Annotated in this window: 20 protein-coding genes, 1 tRNA gene and 3 pseudogenes; 6 read left to right on the top strand and 18 right to left on the bottom strand. The window is 44.5% G+C overall.

Translation table 11 applies throughout. From position 1 onward, the window contains the following. Nucleotides 1–32 precede the first annotated feature (32 nt). The 4 genes and pseudogenes from ACWHAR_RS12980 to ACWHAR_RS12965 all read right to left on the bottom strand — a co-directional run bounded on the left by ACWHAR_RS12980 (nt 33) and on the right by ACWHAR_RS12965 (nt 1,685). Nucleotides 33–521, bottom strand: a complete 489-nt coding sequence (locus tag ACWHAR_RS12980) for a phenolic acid decarboxylase (protein ID WP_014305882.1) — start codon at nt 519–521, stop codon at nt 33–35. A 21-nt stretch (nt 522–542) separates the two neighbouring features. Continuing rightward, nucleotides 543–705 (bottom strand): annotated as a pseudogene (locus ACWHAR_RS12975) (DUF3237 family protein); the annotation flags it as partial. A gap of 248 nt (nt 706–953) precedes the next feature. Further along, on the bottom strand, nt 954–1,238 hold the full coding sequence (locus ACWHAR_RS12970; RefSeq protein WP_045555104.1) for a DUF1433 domain-containing protein: 285 nt from the start codon (nt 1,236–1,238) through the stop codon (nt 954–956). A gap of 132 nt (nt 1,239–1,370) precedes the next feature. Beyond that, nucleotides 1,371–1,685, bottom strand: a complete 315-nt coding sequence (locus tag ACWHAR_RS12965) for a DUF1433 domain-containing protein (protein ID WP_032876294.1) — start codon at nt 1,683–1,685, stop codon at nt 1,371–1,373. A 54-nt stretch (nt 1,686–1,739) separates the two neighbouring features. Here ACWHAR_RS12965 and ACWHAR_RS12960 point away from each other — a divergent pair. Both ACWHAR_RS12960 and ACWHAR_RS12955 read left to right on the top strand, forming a co-directional pair. Next, nucleotides 1,740–2,145 (top strand): annotated as a pseudogene (locus tag ACWHAR_RS12960) (lipase); the annotation flags it as partial. A gap of 96 nt (nt 2,146–2,241) precedes the next feature. Next, a pseudogene (locus ACWHAR_RS12955) lies at nt 2,242–2,352 on the top strand (sporulation transcription factor Spo0A); the annotation flags it as partial. 181 nt (nt 2,353–2,533) lie between these two features. Here the strand turns inward: ACWHAR_RS12955 and ACWHAR_RS12950 are convergent. Continuing rightward, nucleotides 2,534–2,848 (bottom strand): DUF1433 domain-containing protein, encoded by a 315-nt coding sequence (locus tag ACWHAR_RS12950; RefSeq protein ID WP_012118522.1) that lies wholly within the window; start codon nt 2,846–2,848, stop codon nt 2,534–2,536. 51 nt (nt 2,849–2,899) lie between these two features. On the opposite strand from ACWHAR_RS12950, the gene ACWHAR_RS12945 reads away from it, so the two are divergent. Beyond that, complete coding sequence (locus ACWHAR_RS12945; protein ID WP_032876288.1) at nt 2,900–4,327, top strand: lipase; 1,428 nt, start codon at nt 2,900–2,902, stop codon at nt 4,325–4,327. Nucleotides 4,328–4,343: 16 nt separating this feature from the next. Next, nucleotides 4,344–4,655, top strand: coding sequence for a hypothetical protein (locus ACWHAR_RS12940; RefSeq protein WP_007613966.1), 312 nt, complete (start codon nt 4,344–4,346; stop codon nt 4,653–4,655). A 59-nt stretch (nt 4,656–4,714) separates the two neighbouring features. Here ACWHAR_RS12940 and ACWHAR_RS12935 read toward each other — a convergent pair. The 3 genes from ACWHAR_RS12935 to ACWHAR_RS12925 form a co-directional block, all read right to left on the bottom strand. Then, nucleotides 4,715–4,790, bottom strand: a tRNA-Arg gene (locus ACWHAR_RS12935). Between the two features lie 206 nt (nt 4,791–4,996). Further along, complete coding sequence (locus tag ACWHAR_RS12930; RefSeq protein ID WP_032876285.1) at nt 4,997–6,466, bottom strand: glycoside hydrolase family 32 protein; 1,470 nt, start codon at nt 6,464–6,466, stop codon at nt 4,997–4,999. Nucleotides 6,467–6,480: 14 nt separating this feature from the next. Next, nucleotides 6,481–7,713 carry an MFS transporter gene (locus tag ACWHAR_RS12925; protein WP_007613980.1) on the bottom strand — a complete coding sequence of 411 codons (1,233 nt, stop codon included), beginning with the start codon at nt 7,711–7,713 and terminating at the stop codon, nt 6,481–6,483. A 390-nt stretch (nt 7,714–8,103) separates the two neighbouring features. Here ACWHAR_RS12925 and ACWHAR_RS12920 point away from each other — a divergent pair, with 390 nt between their 5' ends. Then, complete coding sequence (locus ACWHAR_RS12920) at nt 8,104–9,078, top strand: LacI family DNA-binding transcriptional regulator (RefSeq protein WP_032876282.1); 975 nt, start codon at nt 8,104–8,106, stop codon at nt 9,076–9,078. 243 nt (nt 9,079–9,321) lie between these two features. Further along, nucleotides 9,322–9,918: an ATP-dependent Clp endopeptidase proteolytic subunit ClpP gene (gene clpP / locus ACWHAR_RS12915; protein ID WP_003151513.1), complete on the top strand. Its 597-nt coding sequence runs from the start codon at nt 9,322–9,324 to the stop codon at nt 9,916–9,918. A gap of 44 nt (nt 9,919–9,962) precedes the next feature. Here the strand turns inward: clpP and pgmB are convergent, their stop codons facing one another. From pgmB to ACWHAR_RS12865, 10 genes are all read right to left on the bottom strand, one after another. Further along, nucleotides 9,963–10,652, bottom strand: coding sequence for a beta-phosphoglucomutase (pgmB, locus tag ACWHAR_RS12910; protein WP_032876279.1), 690 nt, complete (start codon nt 10,650–10,652; stop codon nt 9,963–9,965). Then, nucleotides 10,649–12,334, bottom strand: a complete 1,686-nt coding sequence (locus ACWHAR_RS12905) for a glycoside hydrolase family 13 protein (RefSeq protein WP_032876276.1) — start codon at nt 12,332–12,334, stop codon at nt 10,649–10,651. The genes pgmB and ACWHAR_RS12905 overlap by 4 nt, the downstream gene beginning before the upstream one ends. Further along, nucleotides 12,327–14,600 (bottom strand): glycoside hydrolase family 65 protein, encoded by a 2,274-nt coding sequence (locus ACWHAR_RS12900; protein ID WP_119516448.1) that lies wholly within the window; start codon nt 14,598–14,600, stop codon nt 12,327–12,329. Before ACWHAR_RS12900 ends, ACWHAR_RS12905 begins: the two co-directional genes overlap by 8 nt. Beyond that, the gene (locus ACWHAR_RS12895; protein ID WP_032876269.1) at nt 14,578–15,462 is read right to left on the bottom strand and encodes a DUF1189 family protein; all 885 of its coding nucleotides are present in this window, start codon (nt 15,460–15,462) and stop codon (nt 14,578–14,580) included. The genes ACWHAR_RS12900 and ACWHAR_RS12895 overlap by 23 nt, the downstream gene beginning before the upstream one ends. 4 nt (nt 15,463–15,466) lie before the next feature. Further along, a complete protein-coding gene (locus ACWHAR_RS12890; RefSeq protein WP_032876267.1) occupies nt 15,467–16,303 on the bottom strand; it encodes a sugar ABC transporter permease in 837 nt (278 codons plus the stop codon). Next, the gene (locus ACWHAR_RS12885) at nt 16,304–17,614 is read right to left on the bottom strand and encodes a carbohydrate ABC transporter permease (RefSeq protein ID WP_032876264.1); all 1,311 of its coding nucleotides are present in this window, start codon (nt 17,612–17,614) and stop codon (nt 16,304–16,306) included. It lies immediately after the preceding gene. A gap of 39 nt (nt 17,615–17,653) precedes the next feature. Beyond that, complete coding sequence (locus ACWHAR_RS12880) at nt 17,654–18,910, bottom strand: extracellular solute-binding protein (RefSeq protein ID WP_032876261.1); 1,257 nt, start codon at nt 18,908–18,910, stop codon at nt 17,654–17,656. Nucleotides 18,911–19,003: 93 nt separating this feature from the next. Then, complete coding sequence (locus tag ACWHAR_RS12875) at nt 19,004–20,773, bottom strand: glycoside hydrolase family 13 protein (RefSeq protein WP_032876258.1); 1,770 nt, start codon at nt 20,771–20,773, stop codon at nt 19,004–19,006. A 101-nt stretch (nt 20,774–20,874) separates the two neighbouring features. After that, on the bottom strand, nt 20,875–21,825 hold the full coding sequence (locus tag ACWHAR_RS12870; RefSeq protein WP_032876255.1) for a LacI family DNA-binding transcriptional regulator: 951 nt from the start codon (nt 21,823–21,825) through the stop codon (nt 20,875–20,877). A gap of 172 nt (nt 21,826–21,997) precedes the next feature. Continuing rightward, entirely contained in the window at nt 21,998–22,573 is a 576-nt protein-coding gene (locus ACWHAR_RS12865) for an LOG family protein (protein WP_014418959.1), read from the bottom strand. Between the last annotated feature and the right edge of the window lie 26 nt (nt 22,574–22,599).

The raw sequence follows: 22,599 nt of genomic DNA, 5'->3' as shown, positions 1-22,599 counted from the left end.
AAAAACCCGGCCAAGCTGCCGGGTTTTTTCTCTTATTTTAATTTTCCCGCACGGATATCATCGGTCATTCCTTCGTACGGCGCTTCTGAAATCAGTGTTTCGTTATTGATTCCCGCATTGTTGAGATACGTAATATCCGCAAACTCGGGAACGACATATTTCGGGTATGTTTCATATTTCTCACGTGACTCTTTCATCACGTCAATGTAATCATTTTGGTAGCACACCGTGATTTCCGGATGCTCATGCACCCATTTCGGGAAGAAAATAATTCCGTGCATCCGTTTTTCATTCGGCATAAAGTTTAAGGAAACGTCTGTGCCTGTCGGTTCAGTCCATGACACTTTGTATACGCCTTCTGTCAGCTTGACGATATTCACTTCCTGGTCGCGCACCCAGCGGCCGCCTACCATTCCGCTATGAATCCGATAGTCGATCGTATGATCATTTTTAATATAGATTTCATACTCCCAGCCGTTTTCATACGTGTAAATCATATGGCTTCCGATAAAGTTTTCCATGTTGACTCACTCTCCATATTATTATTGAACTTCATAAATATCTAACCGAATGTCATCCGGCAATCGGACCGCAGCCCCCGATAAACAGTCGGTCCTGCAGATGCTGATATGCCTCGCTGCTTGTTTCAAACACAGGCACAGTACGGAAATAAACATGCTCGGGATCAATGATGCGGTTCACTGACTCATAAATGACTTTTTTAAAGAAGGTTCATTCAAGGACGTATCACCTCCCGAGTTATTATGTTTACTTAAACATGTAACTATTTACACGTTTAATTGTAACGCTGTTAAAATGGACTGTCAAATAATGAGCTGTTTCTGATTATGTTCTCCAATGTTCAATGAAAAAAGACAAGGGCGGCAAATGCCGGCCCCTTGTCTTTTCGTTTAGTGTATGCTCCTATCAAAAAACGCCAGACGAGCGTCTTCTTAGTAATCGCAATCTCTATCTCTGCATTCTTTCTTTCTCACAGCATCTATAGTGTGTCCCATAATCTTGTCATTTGCCTTATCATAAATACCGTCAAATTTATTCGATGTATCATCGTTGTAATAGCCAAATATCTCTATCCCGCCCATTGGATCTATCTCGTATTTATCTTTAAATGTAACGTTATGTATTCCGTCGTAGTTCGCTTTGATAAATTTCTCCATTCGTTCCTGAGCAATCTTTATCTCTTCAGCCTGAACATTTTTATCATTCATACTCTTCATTATAAAACCTCCGGCTGCTATTAAGATAATGAAGATCATAATGTATTTTTTCACAGAATCATCCGTTTCATAAGTTATGATGAAGCTCGCGGACTAGAAAAATGGTGATGACATCCGGTGCATTTAGGCGTCTTAAGATTTTTCTTCCGCATCCACAGAGGAGCTCCCTATTTTGTCACCTACAGGATCATATAAACCGTCAAATTCCTTAGTTTTATCGCCGTTTAGATACCCCTCAACTGTAATTCCGCCAGTTGGATCAATAAAATAATCATCATAAGAAATTTTCTCTATTCCCTTGTACTCGTGATGCAAGTATTCGGTCATTTTACTTTTGGCTTTTTCAAAAAGAGCCTTTTCTTCCTTTTTCACATCATATTGATGCTTCATAATCAACCCTCCAACGGTTATAATTAACACCAGTACAATAATAAGGTATTTATTCAAAAAAAATCATCCCTTTCCCTACCCTATTTTACATGAAGAAAGGCGCTATATATCTTGAGCAAGAAAAATTGGACTTCAAGCCTGACAGATGAAACATATTACAGGATGAGTCAACGTGCTTATAACTATGACTATCTTAAAAGGAAATTAGAGAAGAACGATTATATACGCATTAATTCTTCCATTTCAAAAACTACTCACTGGTACGTCGATCAAATAAAATCAGACGATAATACAGGACTTGATGCGGTTGTATTAGTACAAGCAGTGAAGAAAAACGGAAAATGGGTAAAATCAAAAAATCCCGAAAACGTGGTCGTCGCCTTTGCGGGAACCGATATTACAAATGGCCCGATCTTTGACTGCGGGAATATTGTTTTCGGAAATGATCCGAAAAAAGAAGTGTATTATTTTGTAAAAGAAGATACGGAGGATACATCGAACGGTCGGAACCTACAATAGTAATTTGCTCACCTAAATATTTGATAGCTTAATATTGCAGTGCTTCTTGGACTTCCCCTCATGGATTAAGTAAACGCAACTACTGAAAACTTGATATGAATATACTTTCAGCATGTCAAAAGCAAAGCTAACCAATTCAGAATTCATCGCGATTGTTGCTGACAAGTTAAGATTGGAACTTAAAGCGAGTGAAATGCTGATCTGACGTTTTTCCTATCGTTGAGTTGTCATGATATTTGTACCATTAATATCGGGGATACCTCGACAAATGAGACGGTTGAGGCGATTGGTCTCAGGAATAGGTTTGAACTGTATGAGAAACATATCACGAATTTTGTAAGATAATTAAACAAAATAAATACCCACTCATCCCTGAGGTGGGTATTTTACCTTTCTTCGGCATTGACCACTGAAATACCTATCTCCTTGTTCGTTGGATCATATATACCGGAAAATTCTTTTTCTTTATTATTATTTATGTAGCCTGAAACTTCAACTCCGCCTGTCGGATCGATATTGTAGTCTTTTGAAAAATGAACTTCCTGCACATTTTTATAGTCTTTTTTTAAGTAATTCTTCATGTGCTCTTGCGCCTCAATCACAAGTTTTTCTTCGTTTTTATGTTTATCATATTGACGCTTCACGAAAAACCCTCCCACTGCTATAATTATAACAATTAGGATAATAATGTATTTTCTCATGCGTATCATCCTTTCGGAACTATTTTACAATATAAGAAAGGTGATGTATATATGCCAAAAGGAAAAGAAATAACCGTCTCTAATGTCACAGATAAAGAATATTACCGTTTGAGTCAAGCAGCTTACAATTATAAAATGTTAGCCCTGCATATGAAATATAAAACTCCTTATAAAATAAGTAAGACGTCATATTGGTACGTTGAGAAAGTGAAGCAGGATTCTGGTACGGGTCTTGATGCCTTTGTATTCTCAAAAGGCATCAAGTCCAAAAACGGAAAATGGATAAAATCAAAAAACCCCGAAAACGTGGTCGTCGCCTTTGCGGGAACCGATATCGGAAAAGACCCGATCAATGACGGCGTAAAAGCGGACGGCGGCAATATTGTTTTCGGAAATGATCCGAAAAAAGAAGTACATTATATTGTAAAAAAAGACGCAAAGGATACCTCGAAAACACTCGGAAAATACAATGGAACGCCCTCTCAAGACGCCATGCTCACAACCGGAAAGTATAAGCTGATGACGAAAACATCGCAAATTGATCAAGCCGATCAGCTGGTACGCAGCGTAAAGAAAAAGTATGCCGGAACGTCAACGATTATTTCAACAACCGGCCATTCACTCGGCGGCGCTGAGGCCGAATACAGCGCGGTGAATAATGATGTGTACGCCGTCGCGTTTAACAGTCCTTCCGTCGTAAAACTGCACGATGAAGAAACACAGAAAGACATCAACAGCGGCATATATGATCCTTACATCCGGTCAATTATCAATCCGGACGACATGGTCGGGGCAGGTTATTGGAACGAATATGACCGCCACAACGGGACAACGATTTATACGAAAAACCCCTCGCTCTCACAGTTCAGCCGGAAGCAGCGGCTTGATGGGAAATTGAGCGAGCAGATCGGAAAAAATCTCGCTTATTTCTTCACTACCGTCATTCTGAGAAATCCGGATACACACGGCTTAAACGAAGCAAATTTCGTGTTCGATAGAAACGGCACTATTGCAAATCCGAACGGAGATGAGTTAGTCTTCGATAAAAACCTCGGCGCTCTTCTGCCGGCCGGTGCGATCGGAAGCGCAGATACAATAAAAGTAACGCCGAAAAACGCAAAGAAGCTGGCTGAAAAGGTGCAGGCTATGACTGAGGATTTGCGGACGATGAAAAAAGAAGCGCAAAACGCCTATCAGGAGCACGATGAAAAAGTCGCCGAGCTGAAAACAGAATTTTACGGCCAAGTCGGACACGGCTTGTTTGATCAGCTTCAAGCACAGGACGTGACCAATACCATTGAAGATATTGCGCAATCCTACGATAAAGGCCCGATTTTTTATGACACTCAGGCTGAGCAGGCGTTTATTGATTCCTTGCAGGCGGCGATTACGGACCTTGAAGAGATTGGCGGATTCTTACATAAAATAGCGGATGAATTTCAGGAAAAAGACCAGATGCTCGCAAACTGGTTAAGATGATAGAGGTGGATACATAATGCCGACATTAGACGAACTTTTAGAACACAAGGACGACCCGATGAAGAAAAGGCTACAGCGGCAGATGCTGAAAACCGTCATGACACAGGCAGCGGGGACAAAACTGGAGACAGTGCGCCGAACGCTGAAACCGACATTCGAAATGGATACGTTGAAAGATGAATTATATGAAGTGTATTCAGCACTATTGAACAGCTTTGAAGGTAAGGCGCAAAAAGCTCTCGCACAGCGGATCAGTGAAAGTGCGCGGCTGATTGCCGGAACCGAACATAACAGAGACACATTCGTTAACAGTTTCAAAACAAGATAAAATAAAAAAACCCCGCAGATTTATCATCTGCGAGGTTTTTTCTATCGTCTTAACTGAGACGCGCTCGGAGGGATTCGAACCCCCGACAGACGTGGTACCGGAAACCACCGCTCTATCCAACTGAGCTACGAGCGCACATTTTTTCAATCAGATACCTTTATATTATAATAAAGAAACGCACAGAAAGCAACTCTTTTTTGATAATACACAACAGGATTATGCAGCGTCCTCATGCAGCATAATCCTGCATCGTTTACCGGCATTGATTTTCACAAAAAACTCATTTCAGGCGGACTGCCCCCGGATCGGTACATTTCCAGTCACTTCAGAAAAAACACGTTTCAGCTTCTTTTCCAAATGTCCTTTAACGTCCAATAGGTGAATTCCTCAACCTTTACGGCGCCTTTCTCAGAAAACAGCTCAATCCCCAATCTGCCTTCATTCGGATAGATACGGCTTGTCATCGTTGTTTCTCCATGATTGGCGAATACTTCAATCGAGGATCTGTCAATAAAGATACGCAGTGCCAGCTTGCCGTTTGTATCCGTCTGCACCCTTCTCACACCGTCTTTCGCTTTCCCCATCTTGGAGCAATCAAGTGTCAGCTTTTTATCCGTTAGATTGTATGTCAGCACAAGTTCTTCTTCGTCAAGGCCGCGAATCTTAAAACCTGCCGTTTCGGCATCAGAATCGTTTATATCAAACACGACTCGGACTTCAAGCAGGTCTTCCGACGTCTTTGCCAAGTAACTCCCTGAAAGCGATCGTCCGGCACATTCCCGATATTCTATTTTCCGCAGTTGCTTGGTTTCTTCCACGGGATTCATCAAAAGTTTATGATCATCACGCAAAGTCAGTTCTCGCGGCAAAGTCAGTGCACCGCACCATCCGTCCGCTTTTGTCGGCATCTCAGATTCCCACATATCCATCCAGCCGATAGCAATTCTGCGTCCTTTATCATCTAATAATGTTTGCACGGCGTAAAAGTCATGGCCGTGATCCAGTTCTTTAAAAGCGCCGTGTGTAAATTTGTTTGTTTCATCATGATAGTCACCGATTAAATAACCGGTTTGATGTAAATTTTGATAGGAATCACCGTCCGCCTCGATCCCCTGGGGCGAAATCAGCAGGACATGCTTGCCGCCTAATTCAAAGAAATCAGGACATTCCCACATATAGCCGAGATTCCCGTCACTTTGGGCGAGAACCCCCGCGTATTCCCAATCACGCAAATCAGGTGAACGGTATAAAACGACCCGTCCGACGTTTTCTTTTGAAGAGTTGCCGATGACCATATACCAAACATCGCGATGCTTCCATACTTTCGGATCGCGGAAATGACGGGCGCTGTCTTCCGGCGGTTCCGCAATAACGGGGTTTTCCTGAAGCTTTTCAAACACGGTTCCATCTTGGCTGACAGCGATATTTTGAGTTTGATAGAATAGGTCTTTCTCTTGATCAATTATATTATGGCCTGTATAGATGAGGGCCAATCTTCCATGATCATCGACCGCGCTTCCCGAAAAACAGCCGCTTTGGTCGAATTCATCCCCCGGAGCTAAGGCAACCGGCAGGTGCTCCCAATGAATGAGATCTTTACTTTTTACATGTCCCCAATGCATCGGCCCCCAATGCTCATCATACGGATGATGCTGAAAAAAGACGTGGTATTCTCCTTTAAACTGAATAAGCCCGTTCGGATCATTGATCCAATTCGCCCGGGGCATAATATGGTACCCCAATCGATATCTTTGTTTCACTTTACCCTCGGCTTCCTTCAAAGCTTCTTCCGCCTGCTGAATTCTATCCATTTGTAACATCCTCTCTATCCGATTTTTTGCAGACGCTGGACACGCCTGCTGTTTTGTTTCGGGCCCAATAAAGTAAATATGGAGATGACGGTAAAACCAAAGACGACGATTCCCATGATGAGATAGGTTTGACGGAACCCCGCACTGTCATATAATCCTCCCGCAAGCGGCGACAGAATCGACGCGCCTGCCTGAGATGCGAATTGAAAACCGACGAGATAAAGGACGGACGACAGACGCGTATCAAAATTGGCAGCCAAATATTTAAAAACGGCGATCAGCATAATCGGCAATTCCAGTGCGTGGATGAGTTTCATTGATGAAATGCCTACAGGCTCAACTGCAATTCCGGACCCGACGATGCGGAAAGCCATTAAAAACCCCGCTAAAATCAAACTGTTTTTCGCCCCGAACTTATTGACGATAAAAGGCGCAAGAAACATCATGCCGGCCTCCAAAAACACCTGGAATGAATTCAGATAGCCGAATACTTGGTTACCCGTCGACACTGAAGGAAACAAAGACGCATAATAGATCGGGAACTGCTGATCATATACACCGTAAATGCAAGTCACCCCGATAATGTACATCATAAAAAACCAGAAATCTCTTAGTAAAAAGAGCCGCCCCACATCTTTTAACCGGACCGAATCCGCTCTGTTTTTCTCATGATCGGTCATTTCTATTTTCACAGACATGATAATGGCCGTTAATATGACGGCTGAAACAGACGCGATCCAGAAGTTGATATTGGGATTGATATTGAAAAGCTGCCCTGCAAAAAATGCAGCCGCCGCCCAGCCCAGCGAGCCCCACATTCTTGATTTTCCATACTCGAAATCATACTTACGGCTGACCTTTTCAATGTACGTTTCAATCGCGCCTATCCCCGCCAAAAAAGCGGCTCCCAAATATAAGCCTCCGACAACGGCGCCAAGAAAGACGTTGTATTGTAAAAGCGGCCCATAGACGAAGATATAAAACGGACCCGTGAATATGAGAAGACAGCTGATCATAAACAATATCTTTTTCTTCAGCCCCAATTTGTCAGAGATAAAACCGTAAAGAGGCTGCATGCACAGGGCAAATACGGCGTTTACAGAAAAGATAATGCCTGTCGCTGATCCGTTTAAATTGATTTCCTGCCCTAACCAAATCGCAAATAAAGAATAGCTGGAAGACCAAGTAAAAAAGAAAAAGAAGAAATAAGCACTCAGTTTCCAATACAGACTTTTTGAGCTTTTCATTTGCACCGCTCCTTTTAGAGGACCTTTTAATAGCCGTTTTAGAGCCGCATACTTCCTTCTTCATTTTCATCACATACATGCGAGCTCCGAGTAAGCGCTTACTTTCTATCGCTGCTTAATTCTTTCACTTTATTGCCGCCAGCCATCTCTCCATACCCGTCACTTCCCTTCACTCCGCAAATAAAGCGCTTTCAAAAAGAATTGTATGTCAACCGGTTTCATATGTCAATCGGTTGACATACAATTTTCTGATTATTTCAATCAAACAAAACGCACCCTCTTTATATGAAAACAGAAACATGGAATGTCCTTGCACATGTCAGCCTGATTCTCTAAAATAAGTGCGTGACGGAAATTGTAAGCCATTTCAGTAAGCAGGAGGGCACGGGAATGAAGCCTAACATTCATGATGTTGCGAAAATAGCGGGAGTTTCATCCACAACCGTTTCGCGGGTATTAAATAACCGCGGCTATATCAGCGAAAAAACAAAAGAAAAAGTGTACAAGGCGATGGAAGAAATCAATTACTTTCCAAACGATCTGGCCCGCTCTTTATTCCGAAAACGAACCAATTTAATAGGACTTATCATCCCAAACTCCAGCAATCCGTTTTTCGGCGAACTCGCCTTTCATATTGAAAGCATTTGTACGTCCATGGGCTACAAACTGCTGCTTTGCAACAGTTTACATCGAAAGGATAAGGAAGAAAAATATTTGGAGATGCTGATAAGAAACCAAGTGGACGGCGTGATCGCCGTGACTTACAACCGGGGAATTCTCAATTATCACAAGCAAAATCTGCCGATTGTCGCCATTGATCATTACTTATCGGACACGATTCCCGTCGTCGGCTCAGACAACTATAACGGCGGAAAAAAGGCGGCAGAACTGCTGATTGAAAAAGGGTGCCGGCACATCGTCCATGTCAACGGCCCGCTTGAACTCGAGACACCGGCAAACCTCAGAAGAAAAGCATACGAAGACGTCATGCATGAACACGGACAAAAGCCTATTACATATGAAGTACCCTTTTATCAGCATTACCATGACATTATTTCAACATTATTCGATGAACAGCCTGACACCGACGGAATTTTTGCCAGCGATGATATCATGGCGGCTGCCGTGATGACCGAGGCCAAAAAACGGGGAATAGACATCCCGAATCAATTAAAAGTGATCGGTTATGACGGCACTGAAACCGTTCAATCGGTTCTGCCGGACTTGGCAACCATCCAGCAGCCGATTGAATTGATTTCCAAAACAGCCATCGAGATTTTAGCAAAAGAAATTGAAGGCGAATTTGATGATTTGCCGCTGGAAACGTATTTGCCGGTACGGCTTTTGGAAGGGCGGACAACGTAGTCAGACCCTTCAGTACGTAGCGACGCGATTGCGGTCTATTTTGAGCGCTCCCGCCATATCATTTTCTCAAGCGCCGGTGCTGATCATCCTCATTTCCACTTTGCTGTTTGAACTTTTTGTTTTATGGGAAAAATGGTGTTAGAAGAAAAGGTTGGCATTTTGGTCAGCGTTTTGTTTGACCTTTATTGACCAAAAATGTATCATGTAAATACATACTTACCTAAAAGGTGAAGGAGGAGCATTATGAATTTAATACCTACAGTCATTGAACAAACGAACCGCGGAGAAAGAGCTTATGATATTTACTCCCGTCTTTTGAAGGACCGTATTATCATGCTTGGATCTGCGATTGATGACAACGTTGCGAACTCCATCGTGTCACAGCTTTTATTCCTTGAAGCGGAAGACCCTGAAAAAGATATTTCCATTTACATTAACAGCCCTGGCGGATCAATCACTGCCGGTATGGCAATCTATGATACAATGCAGTTCATTAAACCGAAAGTATCCACGATCTGCATCGGTATGGCCGCTTCTATGGGAGCATTTTTACTTGCAGCCGGAGAAAAAGGCAAACGTTACGCGCTTCCTAACAGTGAAGTTATGATTCACCAGCCGCTTGGCGGAGCGCAAGGACAGGCGACAGAAATTGAAATCGCTGCAAAACGCATTCTCTTGCTTCGCGACAAATTAAACAAAGTGCTTGCTGAACGTACCGGCCAGCCGCTTGAAGTCATTGAGCGCGATACAGACCGCGACAACTTCAAATCAGCTGATGAAGCCTTAGAATACGGCTTAATCGATAAAGTGCTGACACGCAATACAGAAGACCAGAAGTAATGCCCAAAAAACCTGCAAGAGATGATGTCTCTTGCAGGTTTTTTTCACTCTCTGGTGCTTTTTAAAACCTTTCCCCTATACTGCTTCCATTCTTCCTTCAACAGCTCAAACGACAATTCACCGGTTTGCCTCACAACCAGATCAGCACCAAGCATCGACTGTTCACGCCCGACACCGACCGCGAACATCCCAGCAGATTTGATTGCAGCTATTCCTGCTTCAGCATCTTCTATTGCCGCGCATTCAGCCGTGGAAACACCGAGCAGCGCTGCAGCTGTTAAAAAGATTTCGGGATCAGGCTTCCCCTTCGCAAGAGCCGCCGGGTCAACAATGGCTTGAAAATCATCGATAATCGCCAAACGTTTTAAGATCGCGCGGGCATTGCGACTAGAAGATGCTAACCCGATTTTTATATTTTCATTTTTTAATTCACAAAGAAGCCTGCCGATTCCCGGCAAGAGATCTTCCGGCGTCAATCTGCTGATCAACGTTTGATAATATTGGTTTTTTTGATGCAGCAGTTCTTGTTTCTCCGCATGTGTAAACCTTTTTTCCGCTCCGCCAAAAATAAGGATCCTTTCAAGTGACGCTTCCCGGCTGATTCCTTTCAGGCTTTCATTCACACTTCTGTCAAGGGGAATATCGATTTGTTCCGCCGTATATTTCCAAGCGAGAAAATGATATTCAGCAGTATCTGTTATCACTCCGTCTAAATCAAAAATAACCGCTTTCATATGCTGATGCCCATCACAGCTTCATATGGTTTGAGGCTGATACGCTTCAAGTCAGCCCGCTCCTCCGGATAGTTCGAAATCAGCACTTTCCAACGCTCATGAATCAGTTCCGGAGGCGCTTCGAACTGGGCCTTGTCTTCCGATAAATTCACAACGACGAGAAGCTTTTTCCCTTGATATTTACGGATATAACAATAGATTTGCGGATCATCTTCCAGCAGCAGCTGATAATCTCCGTATACCATGATCTTATATTGCTTTCGTAATTGAATGAGCTTCTGATAGTAATAGAAAATTGAATCTTGATCTTCCAGGGATTCTTTCACATTGATTTCTTGAAAGCGGGAATTGAGCGCTAACCAAGGGTCTCCGGCTGTGAATCCGGCATGTTTTCCTGCATCCCATTGCATCGGCGTCCTCGCGTGATCCCGCCCTTTCTTCGCCGCGGCTTTCCGGAAGTCTTCCTTCGTCATCGTCTTGTTTTCGATGACTAGTTCACGGTATGCGTTTTTGATCTCGAGATCGTCATACATCTCCAGCGGCATATCACTGTTGACCATGCCGATTTCTTCTCCCTGGTAAATAAACGGCGTTCCTTTCATCCCGTGGAGAACCGTTGCAAATGCTTTCGCACACTGTTTTCGCAGCTCACCGTCATTGCCCCAGCGGGAAATCACCCGCGGCTGATCATGATTCTCAAAATACAAGGTATTCCAGCCGCTATTCATCAACCCGGTCTGCCACCTTGTCATCGTTTGTTTTAAAGCAATCACATCAAACGGCTTGATCTGCCATTTCCCATTTGGCGAGTTTTGTTCTGTATCGATATCCATATGTTCAAATGTAAAGATCATATTCAGCTCTTGCCTGCCTGCATCCGTATATTTTTTCGCCTCTTCAATATCAGAACCGTTTGCCTCTCCGACTGTCATGCAGTCGTAATGAGAAAGCACTTCCCTGTTCATTTCTTGAATAAATTCATGCAGACGGGGGCCGTTAGAGTGATAACGGCCGACAATATGGGGGCGGCTGGCATCTGTTTCATAGTCCGGAAAATCGGTATGTTTGGAAATGGAGCCGATCACATCCATCCGCCAGCCGTCAACGCCTTTATCCATCCAGAACTTCATCAGATCATACACTTCCCGGCGAACGGCTTCATTTTCCCAATTTAAATCAGGCTGTTTTTTCGAAAAGTAGTGCAAATAATACTGTCCCGTCCCTTCATCGAACGTCCACGCCGAGCCTGAAAAAATCGATCCCCAATTATTAGGCTCAGAACCGTCCGGTTTCGGGTCTTTCCAAAAATAATAGTTCCGGTAAGGATTATCCTTCGACTTGTGGCTTTCAACAAACCAGGTATGCTCATCCGACGTGTGGTTCACGACCAGATCCATGATGATTTTCATTCCGCGCTGATGCACTTCATCAATTAACTGAAACATATCTTCATTTGTTCCGAATTTTTCGTACATGTTTTTGTAGTCACTGATGTCATAGCCGTTGTCATCCTGCGGAGAATCAAACACGGGCGACAGCCAGATCACATCCGCGCCAAGTCTTTTGATATAATCAAGCTTTTTGATAATGCCTTGTAAATCCCCAAATCCATCTCCATTGGAATCATAAAAACTGCGCGGATAAATTTGATACACGACAGCTTCTTTCCACCACTCACTCATCAGGCATTCTCCTTTCACATCGTTCATTCAGCACCATTGGCTCTCCATAAACTGTGATGGACACCGGTTCGCCTTTGACAAGCTCAAAAATGGCGCGCCTTTCTTCGACCGTCACCTTGATCAAGCGGTTTTGATAATTGATATGGAACGAGTAACCGTCCCATTCATTCGGCAAAAATGGGGTGAATGAGAGCGTTCCTTTTAAAGTACGCATACCGGCAAACCCTTGGACGATCGCCAGCCAGCTTCCCGTCATTGAAGTAATGTGAAGGCCTTCCTCCGTATCACGATTGTAATTGTCGAGATCAAGCCTTGCTGTACGCTTATATAATTCAAGCGCCTTTTTTTCCATCCTCAATTCGGCAGCGAGCACCGCGTGAATGGAGGGCGATAAGCTTGATTCATGAACCGTCATCGGTTCATAAAATTCATAGTTGCGGCGTTTTTCGTCTATAGAGAAACGGTCAGGAAATAAATAAATGCCTTGCAGCACATCGGCTTGTTTAATAAAGCTGGAGCGGAGGATTTTGTCCCATGACCAATTTTGATAAAGAGGCCGTTCAGCTGGATCTAATTCGTCAACTGATTGCAGGTCTTTGTCCAAAAATGTGTCATGCTGAACGAAAATTTGCAGTTCTTCACTATACGGATAGTACATGTGCTGGATGATTTCTCTCCAGACTTTCAATTCTTCTTCCTGCACATCCAGAAGGCGGCGTTTCTCCGCTGAGATACTTTCGAGACTTTGTAGAGTATAATCCAAAGTCCAAGCCGCAATGACATTCGTATACCAATTGTTGTTGACATTGTTTTCATATTCATTCGGCCCTGTGACGCCGTGAATCATATACTTATTTTTTCGTTTCGAGAAGTGAACACGGTCGGCCCAAAACCTGCTGACTGCCACAAGAACGTCTATCCCGTATTGTTCCATATAGTTACGGTCGCCTGTATATTGGACATAATTGCAGATCGCATAGCAAATCGCGCCGTTGCGGTGAATTTCTTCAAACGTAATCTCCCACTCATTGTGGCATTCATCTCCGGTAAACGTCACCATCGGATAAAGCGCCCCCTTCATCCCCAGCTTGGCGGCGTTCCGTTTGGCAGCCTCCAAATGGTGATAGCGGTACAAAAGCAGGTTTTTCGTGACTTCCGGCTCGGCTGTCGCCAAATACATCGGAACGGCATACGCCTCAGTGTCCCAATAGGCGGCACCGTCGTATTTTTCGCCTGTAAATCCTTTCGGTCCGATGTTCAAACGGGCATCTGCCCCGTAGTATGTCGAGAATAACTGAAAGATATTGTAGCGAATGCCTTGCTGAAGTTCCTCATCTCCCTTTATCTCTATATCCGCTTTTGCCCATCTTTCCTTCCACTTGGCAATATGCTGCTGTCTCGCTTCTTCATAACCTTGCTTAAGAATAGCCGCCAAAAGCTCCTCCCCTTTCGAAGTAAGCTCTGCTTCTTGAACATCGCGTGAAGTCGTGACAACAATAAACTTTTTCAATGAAGCTTTGTTTTGATAGCTGAAGCGATTTTCAGCATACATGCCGGAAGTTTGAAAGCTTTGACTGACATAGCCTTCTGTCAAATTTTCCATTAAGGCGGAGACGGTGAAACGCGGCGTTCCGAACGGATTGTCGAGCGTTTTTGCCGTTATGTGACCGCGGCGGTAGTCCGCTCCTGTCTCTTTTTCCTGCCAAAACAGCTCTTGATAGTTTGAATCTTCGTTTACAACATTGCCATCAAGATAAGGGACAAGCGTAATAACGGCGTCCCCTGTCAGACACTCCGCTTCATAATGAATCGCACATAGCTCTTTTACGGCCAGGCTGAGAAATCGTTCTGATTTGATTCGCACGGTTTTATCCTGAATACGGACAACAGCGCTCCTCCTCAGAATTCCTTCTTTCATATGAAGCTCTAACTCAAATGATTCGAGTCGGTTTTGATAGAGATCGACTTTTTCACCGTCAACATACACATCTATACCAATAAAATTCATCGCATTGATCACTTTTCCGAAATAGTCCGGATACCCGTTTTTCCACCAGCCTACCCGCGTTTTGTCAGGGAACCACACGCCCGCAATATATGTGCCTTGATGGCTGCCGCCTGAATACCCCTCTTCGAAATTCCCTCTGATGCCCATATAGCCGTTGGCAAGAGAAGTCAGGCTTTCCTGCAGCCGTATATACTCTTTTTGAAATGTATTGGTTTTGATTTTCCATTCATCAATCTCAAACAACCGCTGATTTATCATGTCTTCCTCCCGAATGAACATTTTCATAATGACGGCGGGTTTTGGCCATATATCTGAATAAAAAAGCAATCATCAACGTGACGCCGCATGTATGAACCATTAATACAGTAATCAAATCAAAGCGGATCAGCCCGATAGCAGCTGCCGCGAATGCAGGCAGAGCCGATGCGCAAATCGCTGCAGAAGCTGCTTCCTTACATGACGCGATATCGATCATTTTTGATAATTTTGCCATCCAGATGCCTCCCGCAAGCACAGCTGTAAAAAACAGCTGGATCAAAAAAATCACTGCGCACCCCAGCATCATGATCATCGGCTTATACTGTGCCAGCCACAATTGCCCGATAACAGCCTCCGTCTCATATACGCCCGGGTCCGTAAGCCTGGCGTCCGCTTTCCCATAGCGAACTGAAAACCCCATTCCGTTTTGGTCGGTCATAATCAGCCGGTCAGGCTGGAATATGATCGCGTTGTCATATCCTTTTACACGCAAACGTCCATTTTCACCGTTTGGTTTCCATTCATGCTCCATATCGACTGCCAGCAGATGTTTGCCCTCTTCAATTTGATCAAAACGCTGTCCGCCTGTCAGTTTTCCGTTCCTGATTTGAATACCGTTTAATTGTTCGGCAAAACGATCATTCACTGCAGAAAGCGCCGCAGGCATAACCAATTTGAGGCTGAAGCGATCCATTTTCAAAAACGACATCGTAAACGGCGCCATAAGGCAGGACGTCAAAAACATAAAGAGAAAGGAAAGCTGAAGCCAGCTGAATGTTTTCCCGTAACGGCAAATACCTGACGGAGACACCGATGCTTTAAGACTGCGGATCATAAAGCTTTCATTTTGCACATTCTTCATTGAACTACCCCTTTGTTCCGCCCGCCGCCAGCCCGGATACAAAGTTCTTTTGGAGAAAAAAGAACAAGATGCATATCGGCAGTGCGGCAAGTATAGCCCCCGCCGCAAACAGGGCGACTTTTTGCTGCTGCGGATTTGAAATGAACGACTGCAATCCTACTGCAATGGTCAGCCTTTCCGGCGAGCGAAGCAAAAACTTCGCCAGTAAATAGTCCCCGAACGGCGCCATAAACGCCCAAAGCGCTTGAACGGCAAGCATCGGCTTCACAAGCGGCAGCACAATGGAGGCAAATATCCTGAAGTGCCCCGCTCCATCCATTCGCGCAGCCTCATCAATTTCTCTCGGAACTGTATCAAAATAACCTTTCATCAGCCACGTGTTCATCGGAATTCCGCCGCCGATATAGATCGCTGTCAAAAACCAGTATTGATCAAGAGCGCCTATCAGCATGGCCAATACATAAAAAGCAGTCAGCGCTGCCATTGTGGGCACCATTTGAATGATTAAAAAGAAGACAAGACTCTTTTTTCGCCCCGCAAACCGATAGCGGCTGTACGTATACCCGGCAAGCGTTACAATCGTGACCTGCAATACCATGACTGACACCGCGATAATCAGCGTATTGCTGTACCAATGAAGATAGAGCGTCTCTTCAAACAGCCGCTTAAAATGATCAAAAGTCCAGGGACCTGAGAAATCGAGCTGAAAAGCCGTCACATTTCCAGCACGGAAAGCGGAGGAAGCCGTAATCAGCAGCGGATATAAAATGACAATGCTTAAAACCAGCAAAAACAAATAGGTGCAGATTTTCGTAAGCATTCCGGCCGTTCTGGAACCCATCTACATCACCTCCTCATTACCGAAAGCATTTGACTTTTTAAAAGCAATCAGGGAAATTCCAATGACCACGAAAGAAATTAACAATGTCACGGCCGCTGCCACAGCATATTGCGGAGAAGTGCCGGTTGTCAGTTTATAGATCCAGGATATTAAAATATCGGTCGACCCGGCACCGGCTCCCGCGCTTCCCGGACCGCCTTCATTAAACAAATAAATGATCGAAAAATTATTAAAGTTAAATGTGTATTGTGTAATCATCACCGGTGCTGTCGCAAATAAAATCATCGGTAATGTAATATTGCGAAAGCGCTGCATAAAAGAAGCCCCGTCAATCTTTGCGGCTTCATACAATTCACCCGGAATCGACTGCAAGACCCCCGTTACCATGACATAAATATAAGGAAAGCCAAGCCAGGTCTGAATCATAATCAGAGCGGTCTTCGTCCAGAAAGCATCAGTCTTCCACGCGATCGCCGGCAGTTCCACAAACGGCAGGTGGTTTATTAATGGAATCACCTGCGTGTTCATCGCCCCTATACTGTCATTAAAAATATTGGAAAAGCTCATAATTGTGATAAAGGCCGGAACAGCCCATGGAAATAAGAAAATCATTCGGAATATCCGTCGGCCTTTAATAAAATCTTGGTTCACGAAAAGTGCCGTCACGATCCCCAAAATGATTTGCAGCGTTGTTGCACAGATTGTCCATATCATGGTCCAGCCCAGCACATTCACAAATGTTTCCCGGTAAGAACCGACAAAAAAGATATTCAAGAAATTTTTAAAGCCGACCCAGTCAATCAGACTGTTAGGCGGTATATGATAAAAATCATAGTTTGTTAAAGCAACAAACAGAGTCACCAGAACAGGAAAAATAATCACAAACACCATCATGAGATATGCCGGCAGTGTAAATAAATAAGGAAACCCTTTATCTCCCGCATGGCGGATGATATCCTTGGCCGCTGTATTCACCTTCAAACCCGCCGCTTTCATAGCGGCGGTATGACGGAAATCATAAACTGAAAAGATATAGAACATGAGAAAAATCAGCGTCAAGATCAATTGCAGCGTGCCTTCAATCAGCATAAACAGTGAGTGATCTTCACCGGGAACACTTCCCAAGGTAATCAATCCGGTCAGCGCCTCAATACCGAAGACGCATAATTCAACAGCAAACAAACTCGTAATGACCAGAAATAAGATCCCCTTTGATATCTGCTGATTCGCGATCTGTCCAATTCCCGGAATGATCGATAAAAACCATGGCGCCTTCCGTTTTTGGTGTAAAAGTGTACCATCTTTATTCATTTTTCGCCCTCTATTCTTACGGACACTTCCCCTCCGATTTTATTTCACATACTTTTCTTTGATGTTTTCTTTTATGACGTTTACCGCATCATCCGCCGATTTTTTTGCTGTTTTTTTCCCCGAAGCCGCATCAAACATTAAACTTTCAGCGCCAGTCCATACCTCGGCCATTTCAGGAATATTCGGCGCAGGTGCCGCTGACTCATATTGTTTAATAACAGCAGACGCCAGCTCATTTTTTTGCTCCCCCGCTTTCTTCCTTGCGGCTGTGTTGGCCGGAACTTCATTTGTATCCTCATAAAAAGCGAACGCATTGTCATTATTTGCAGCATACTCAAGCCATTTTTCAGCCAGCTCGGGTTCCTTTGTATATTTTGAAGCAACCCAGCCTTTGCCGCCCGCAAACGGAGCATATTCTTTTCCGTTTGGCAATGTCGGAATAGGAGCGGCTCCATAGTTCAGGCCGGCCTCTTGAAAATTGGCAGCCGACCAAGGCCCGCCGATGATTGCAGCCGCTTTCTTATCCAAAAACATTTGCTGAATAAAATCGTCTGCGCTTGAGTTATCCTGCATGCCTTTTGGCCAATACGTTTTAAACCATTTCTCCGCATATTTCACCGCTTCTGCAGCCCCTTTATTGTTCAGGCCGATATCCCCGGGATCTGTGCCGTTTTTCCCGAATACATATCCGCCGTAACCGGATAGCAAACCGTACGACATATAAAAGTCAGTCCACTTTGCTAAAAATCCCGTTGACTTTCCTTTTTCAGAAGCAAATGAAAAGCGGGGATCCTCTGTTAATGCTTCAAGGTCTTTAAATGTTGCCGGCGCTTTTTTTATAAGATCTTTGTTGTAATACAGAACAAGCGTCTCAATCACCAGCGGCATTCCGTACACCTTTCCGTTAAACGTTACCTGCTGCATCTCTTTATCTCCAAAGCTTTTTGTATCGGCAGGTTTTAGATCAAGCAAATGACCTTGCTGCGCCAAACTGCCGATCCGGTCATATGCGGCAAGCATAACGTCAGGCGCATTGCCGGCCGGGCCGTCCAAAGGAAGCGCCTCCAGCTGATCGAACATTTGCTTTTCTGCAATGTTGATTGTGACGTGATTCTCTTTTTCAAACTCTCCTTTAATGCTTTCAATATATTTTTTATAGGTTTCTTCAACGGACACGGTCAGTACCTTTTTGCCGTCAGCGCCGGCCGATTCCTTTGAATTTGAACAGGCGCCGAGACAGAATGCCAAAACTGATGCCGTCAATAAAGCCAATCCCTTTTTGACGAACCCCGCCATATCTTTTCCCCCTTTTATTATGAATCTATTACAATTCTACTCTGTTAGAGAAAGCGGTTTCAAAGCCTTTCAGCCTGTTACCGATAACAGAATTCAGACAGGGGCGTCAGCGCTCAAAATCAAAAATTCTCCCGGCTGAACAGTAATAGCATCATCATGTTGAAGGATCTGATCCGTCCACGCATCGTAAACTTTTCTGCTTCTCTCCATATTAAAATCTTGCAAACGGATTTCCCCGGCCCGGTTCCCCTGATTAAAATAGAAAATCAATTGCCTGCCATTGAAAACCCTAGAAAAACTGATACAATCGTTTTGATCATCAAGCAGATGCCACTCAAGACTCCCGTACGTCAATAAAGCGTTTTCTTTTTTGCGCAAGGTGATTAAGCGTTTCATACAGCTGAGCATTTCCCGGTTTTGCTTTTCCTTTTCCCAAATCATACACTTCCGGCATAATGGATCTCTCCCGCCGTCCAGACCGATTTCCGTTCCGTAGTAGATGCAGGGCGCTCCTGTCTGGGCAAACATAAAGGCCAGCAGAGCGCGGGCTGTTTTCTCATCATTTCCGCACCTTGTCAGAAGACGTTCTGTATCATGGCTGTCCAGTAAATTAAACATCACCTCGTTGGCCTGCCGCATCCCATTCATCAAGTGCGCGTTTAATCGATAGGCCATGGATGAAGCAGAAATCTCCCGGTCAGCAAAATAAGCAATCATCGGCTCTGTGAAAGGATAATTCATCACGGCGTGAAACTCATCTCCTCTGAGCCAAGGTTCCGATGAATGCCATATCTCTCCCAAAATATAAAGATCGGGCTTCTCGGCCGTTACAGCCTGCCTGAATGCCTTCCAAAAAGCGTGATCCACTTCATTTGCCACATCTAAACGCCAGCCGTCAATGTCAAATTCACGAATCCAGTACAAAGCAATCTCAAACAAATACCTTTGTACTTCCGGATTAGCCGTATTCAGCTTCGGCATATCAGGCGTAAACGCAAACCTGTCATAATTGTCTTCTTTCACAGGAAAAGAGTGAATATGGAACCAGTCTTTGTAGCGGGACCGGGCCCCGTGTTTTACAACATCCTGCCACTGCGGAGAAGCGCTGCCTATATGATTAAAAACAGCATCAAGCATAATTTTCATTCCCCGCTCATGAAGCCGGCTGACCAATGTCCGGAAAAGCTCCCGATCCCCAAAATGCGGATCGATGGAATAGTAATCCAGCGTGTCATATTTATGGTTGGATGGAGAGGAGAAGATCGGAGTCAAATAAATTCCGTTCACCCCTAATTCTTCTAAATAGTCGAGCTTGTCAATAATCCCCTGCAAATCTCCGCCAAAAAAATCATTAACGTCCGGGTCCTTGCTCCCCCAAGGCAGTGCAGCTTCCGGTGACAGGTCTTCTCTTCCATTCGCAAAACGTTCCGGAAAAATTTGATACCAAACCGTTGATTTCGCCCATTCAGGCGCTTGAAATGTATCCGCCTCATGAACAAACGGAAGCTTAAAATAATAATGAATCGTTTCCAGCGTTTTTTTATTTACAGGACAGACCCCTGACGCTCCGAAAAAGATGTTTTCATGCTGGTCTGAGACAATAAATGCATATTGCAAACGCCTGAATGGCGGCGACACTTCAGCAAACCAATAATCATGGTTTTGGGTTGCGGCTGTTTTTCTCATTGGCTGCTCGGCTGCCGACCATCTGCCGCCGCTGTATTCATAAGGATCGCCCCACACCAATCGAATCTGATCAGCATCACCTTTTTTCGTCCGGATTTTGATATGCACCGTTCGCCCGTCATAAGAATAAGCATCAGCACTGAACGGCTGATGGTGTATTGCGGCATATTCCATCATGTTTCCCCCTTTTTATAGGCTGGCTTATGCTTTGAAGGTAGCATGATGAAATCGGGAGAGGCAATCGTTTTTCTCTTGTTACCGATAACAGAATCAAGCTTTCACAAAGTTGATTCCCGCACAATTAACTCCGGTTCAAAAAACAAATGACCTTGAGCTGCGCCGCCTTCATTCATTTTTTTCAGCAGCATTTTCGCACAGGCCTCTCCCATTTCCACAACCGGCTGTCTGACCGTAGTCAGCCGCGGGGAGGAAATGCGGTCAAGAAAAACACCGTCATTTCCAGTAACGGCCACATCTTCGGGAATTCGTTTTCCGAGTGACTGCACCGCACGAATGACCCCGAGCGCGATTCGGTCGGTGGCGCAGACAAACGCGGCTTGCCGGCCGAGCGTTTTCAAAACTTCTCTTGCCAGGCTTTCGCTTTTTTTTGAACTGTTAGCGATCCGAAACAGCTTCGTTTCTCTGCAGCTCTCTTTCATCGCCCGAATATACCCCTGTTCTCTTGAGCGTTCGAATGGCTCATCCAAATCAATGCCGAAAAAGACAACCTCACGCTCCCCCAGCCCCATGACTTGGCGGGTTGCCATAAAAGTCCCTTTTTCGTTATTCACATCGACAAAATCATAGCCCATTTCATTTTCTCCAAATACGACTAACGGCTTTTCAAAAGCTTTGATGACAAATTCAAAATCGGCCTTTCTTAAGCCGGTGGCAATAATGCCGTCGCATTGCCCGATATTGAGTGAATTTCTTGTCACAAGCTGCAAAGCATAATGATGGCGATCCAGCTCCCGGCTGATTCCGGTCAGCAAGTTCATGTAATAGGGTTCGGTCGTATCCATTTCCTCAAGAATCAGCAATTTGACAACCTGTGTTCTGTTTTGCACAAGCGCTCTTGCCGCATAATTAGGGATGTAATTCAGCTCTTTCATTGCGGAATGAACGAGCTTTTTCAGTTCATCTGTTACCGTATCAGGGTGATTAATCACACGTGACACCGTCATTTTCGAAACATTCGCTCTCTTAGCCACATCTGACAACGTCGCCATTTTCCGTCTCCTTCCGCTTTTGCTTAGATAGCCAATCCGAATTAGTTAAATTATACTACGATGGTAATCTGGACATAAAAAAAGATTTCCCTAAGGAAATCTCACATTGTCAAATACACTCGATTTTAATGAAGTCCGCCCGGCACTCACACACATGCCAGATGGCTCTTTTTTATATTTCCGTCCATTTTTTCTGAAGGATCGGGTACGAGTAATTGTTCATCTGCTCAATCAGCTCATCCGGCCGGGAGGAACTGTGTATCAGTTTTAAATGAGACTCATTCGAAAATCCTTCCTGAATGCTGTACTTGACCATCTTCATCATTGGCTCAAAATACCCGTTCACATTGTACAGTCCGATCGGTTTTTGATGAATGCCGATTTGCGCCCAGCACAGCACTTCAAATAACTCTTCATATGTTCCGAAGCCGCCGGGCATGGCAATGTACCCGTCGGCAAGTTCACTCATTTTCGCTTTCCGCTCATGCATGCCGCTGACTTCAATCAGCTCCGTCAGATTCTGATGAACAACCTCTCCGCTGAACAGCCCGCTCGGCATGACGCCGACAGCTTTTCCGCCGCCTGCCATTAACGCGTCGGCGACGGTTCCCATCAGACCGACCCGTGAGCCGCCGTAAACAAGGCCGATTCCCTGCTCCGCCATATATTCACCCAGTTCGGCCGCTTTGCGTTTGTACTCTTCATTTACCCCCGGGTTTGACCCCGCAAATACACAAATGGTTTTCATTTTTTCATCTCCGTATCTATATATGT

This window comes from Bacillus sp. LR--39, assembly GCF_053613335.1.
The sequence above is the reverse complement of the archived record's forward strand: the minus strand, read 5'-3'. Positions and strand labels throughout refer to the sequence as shown.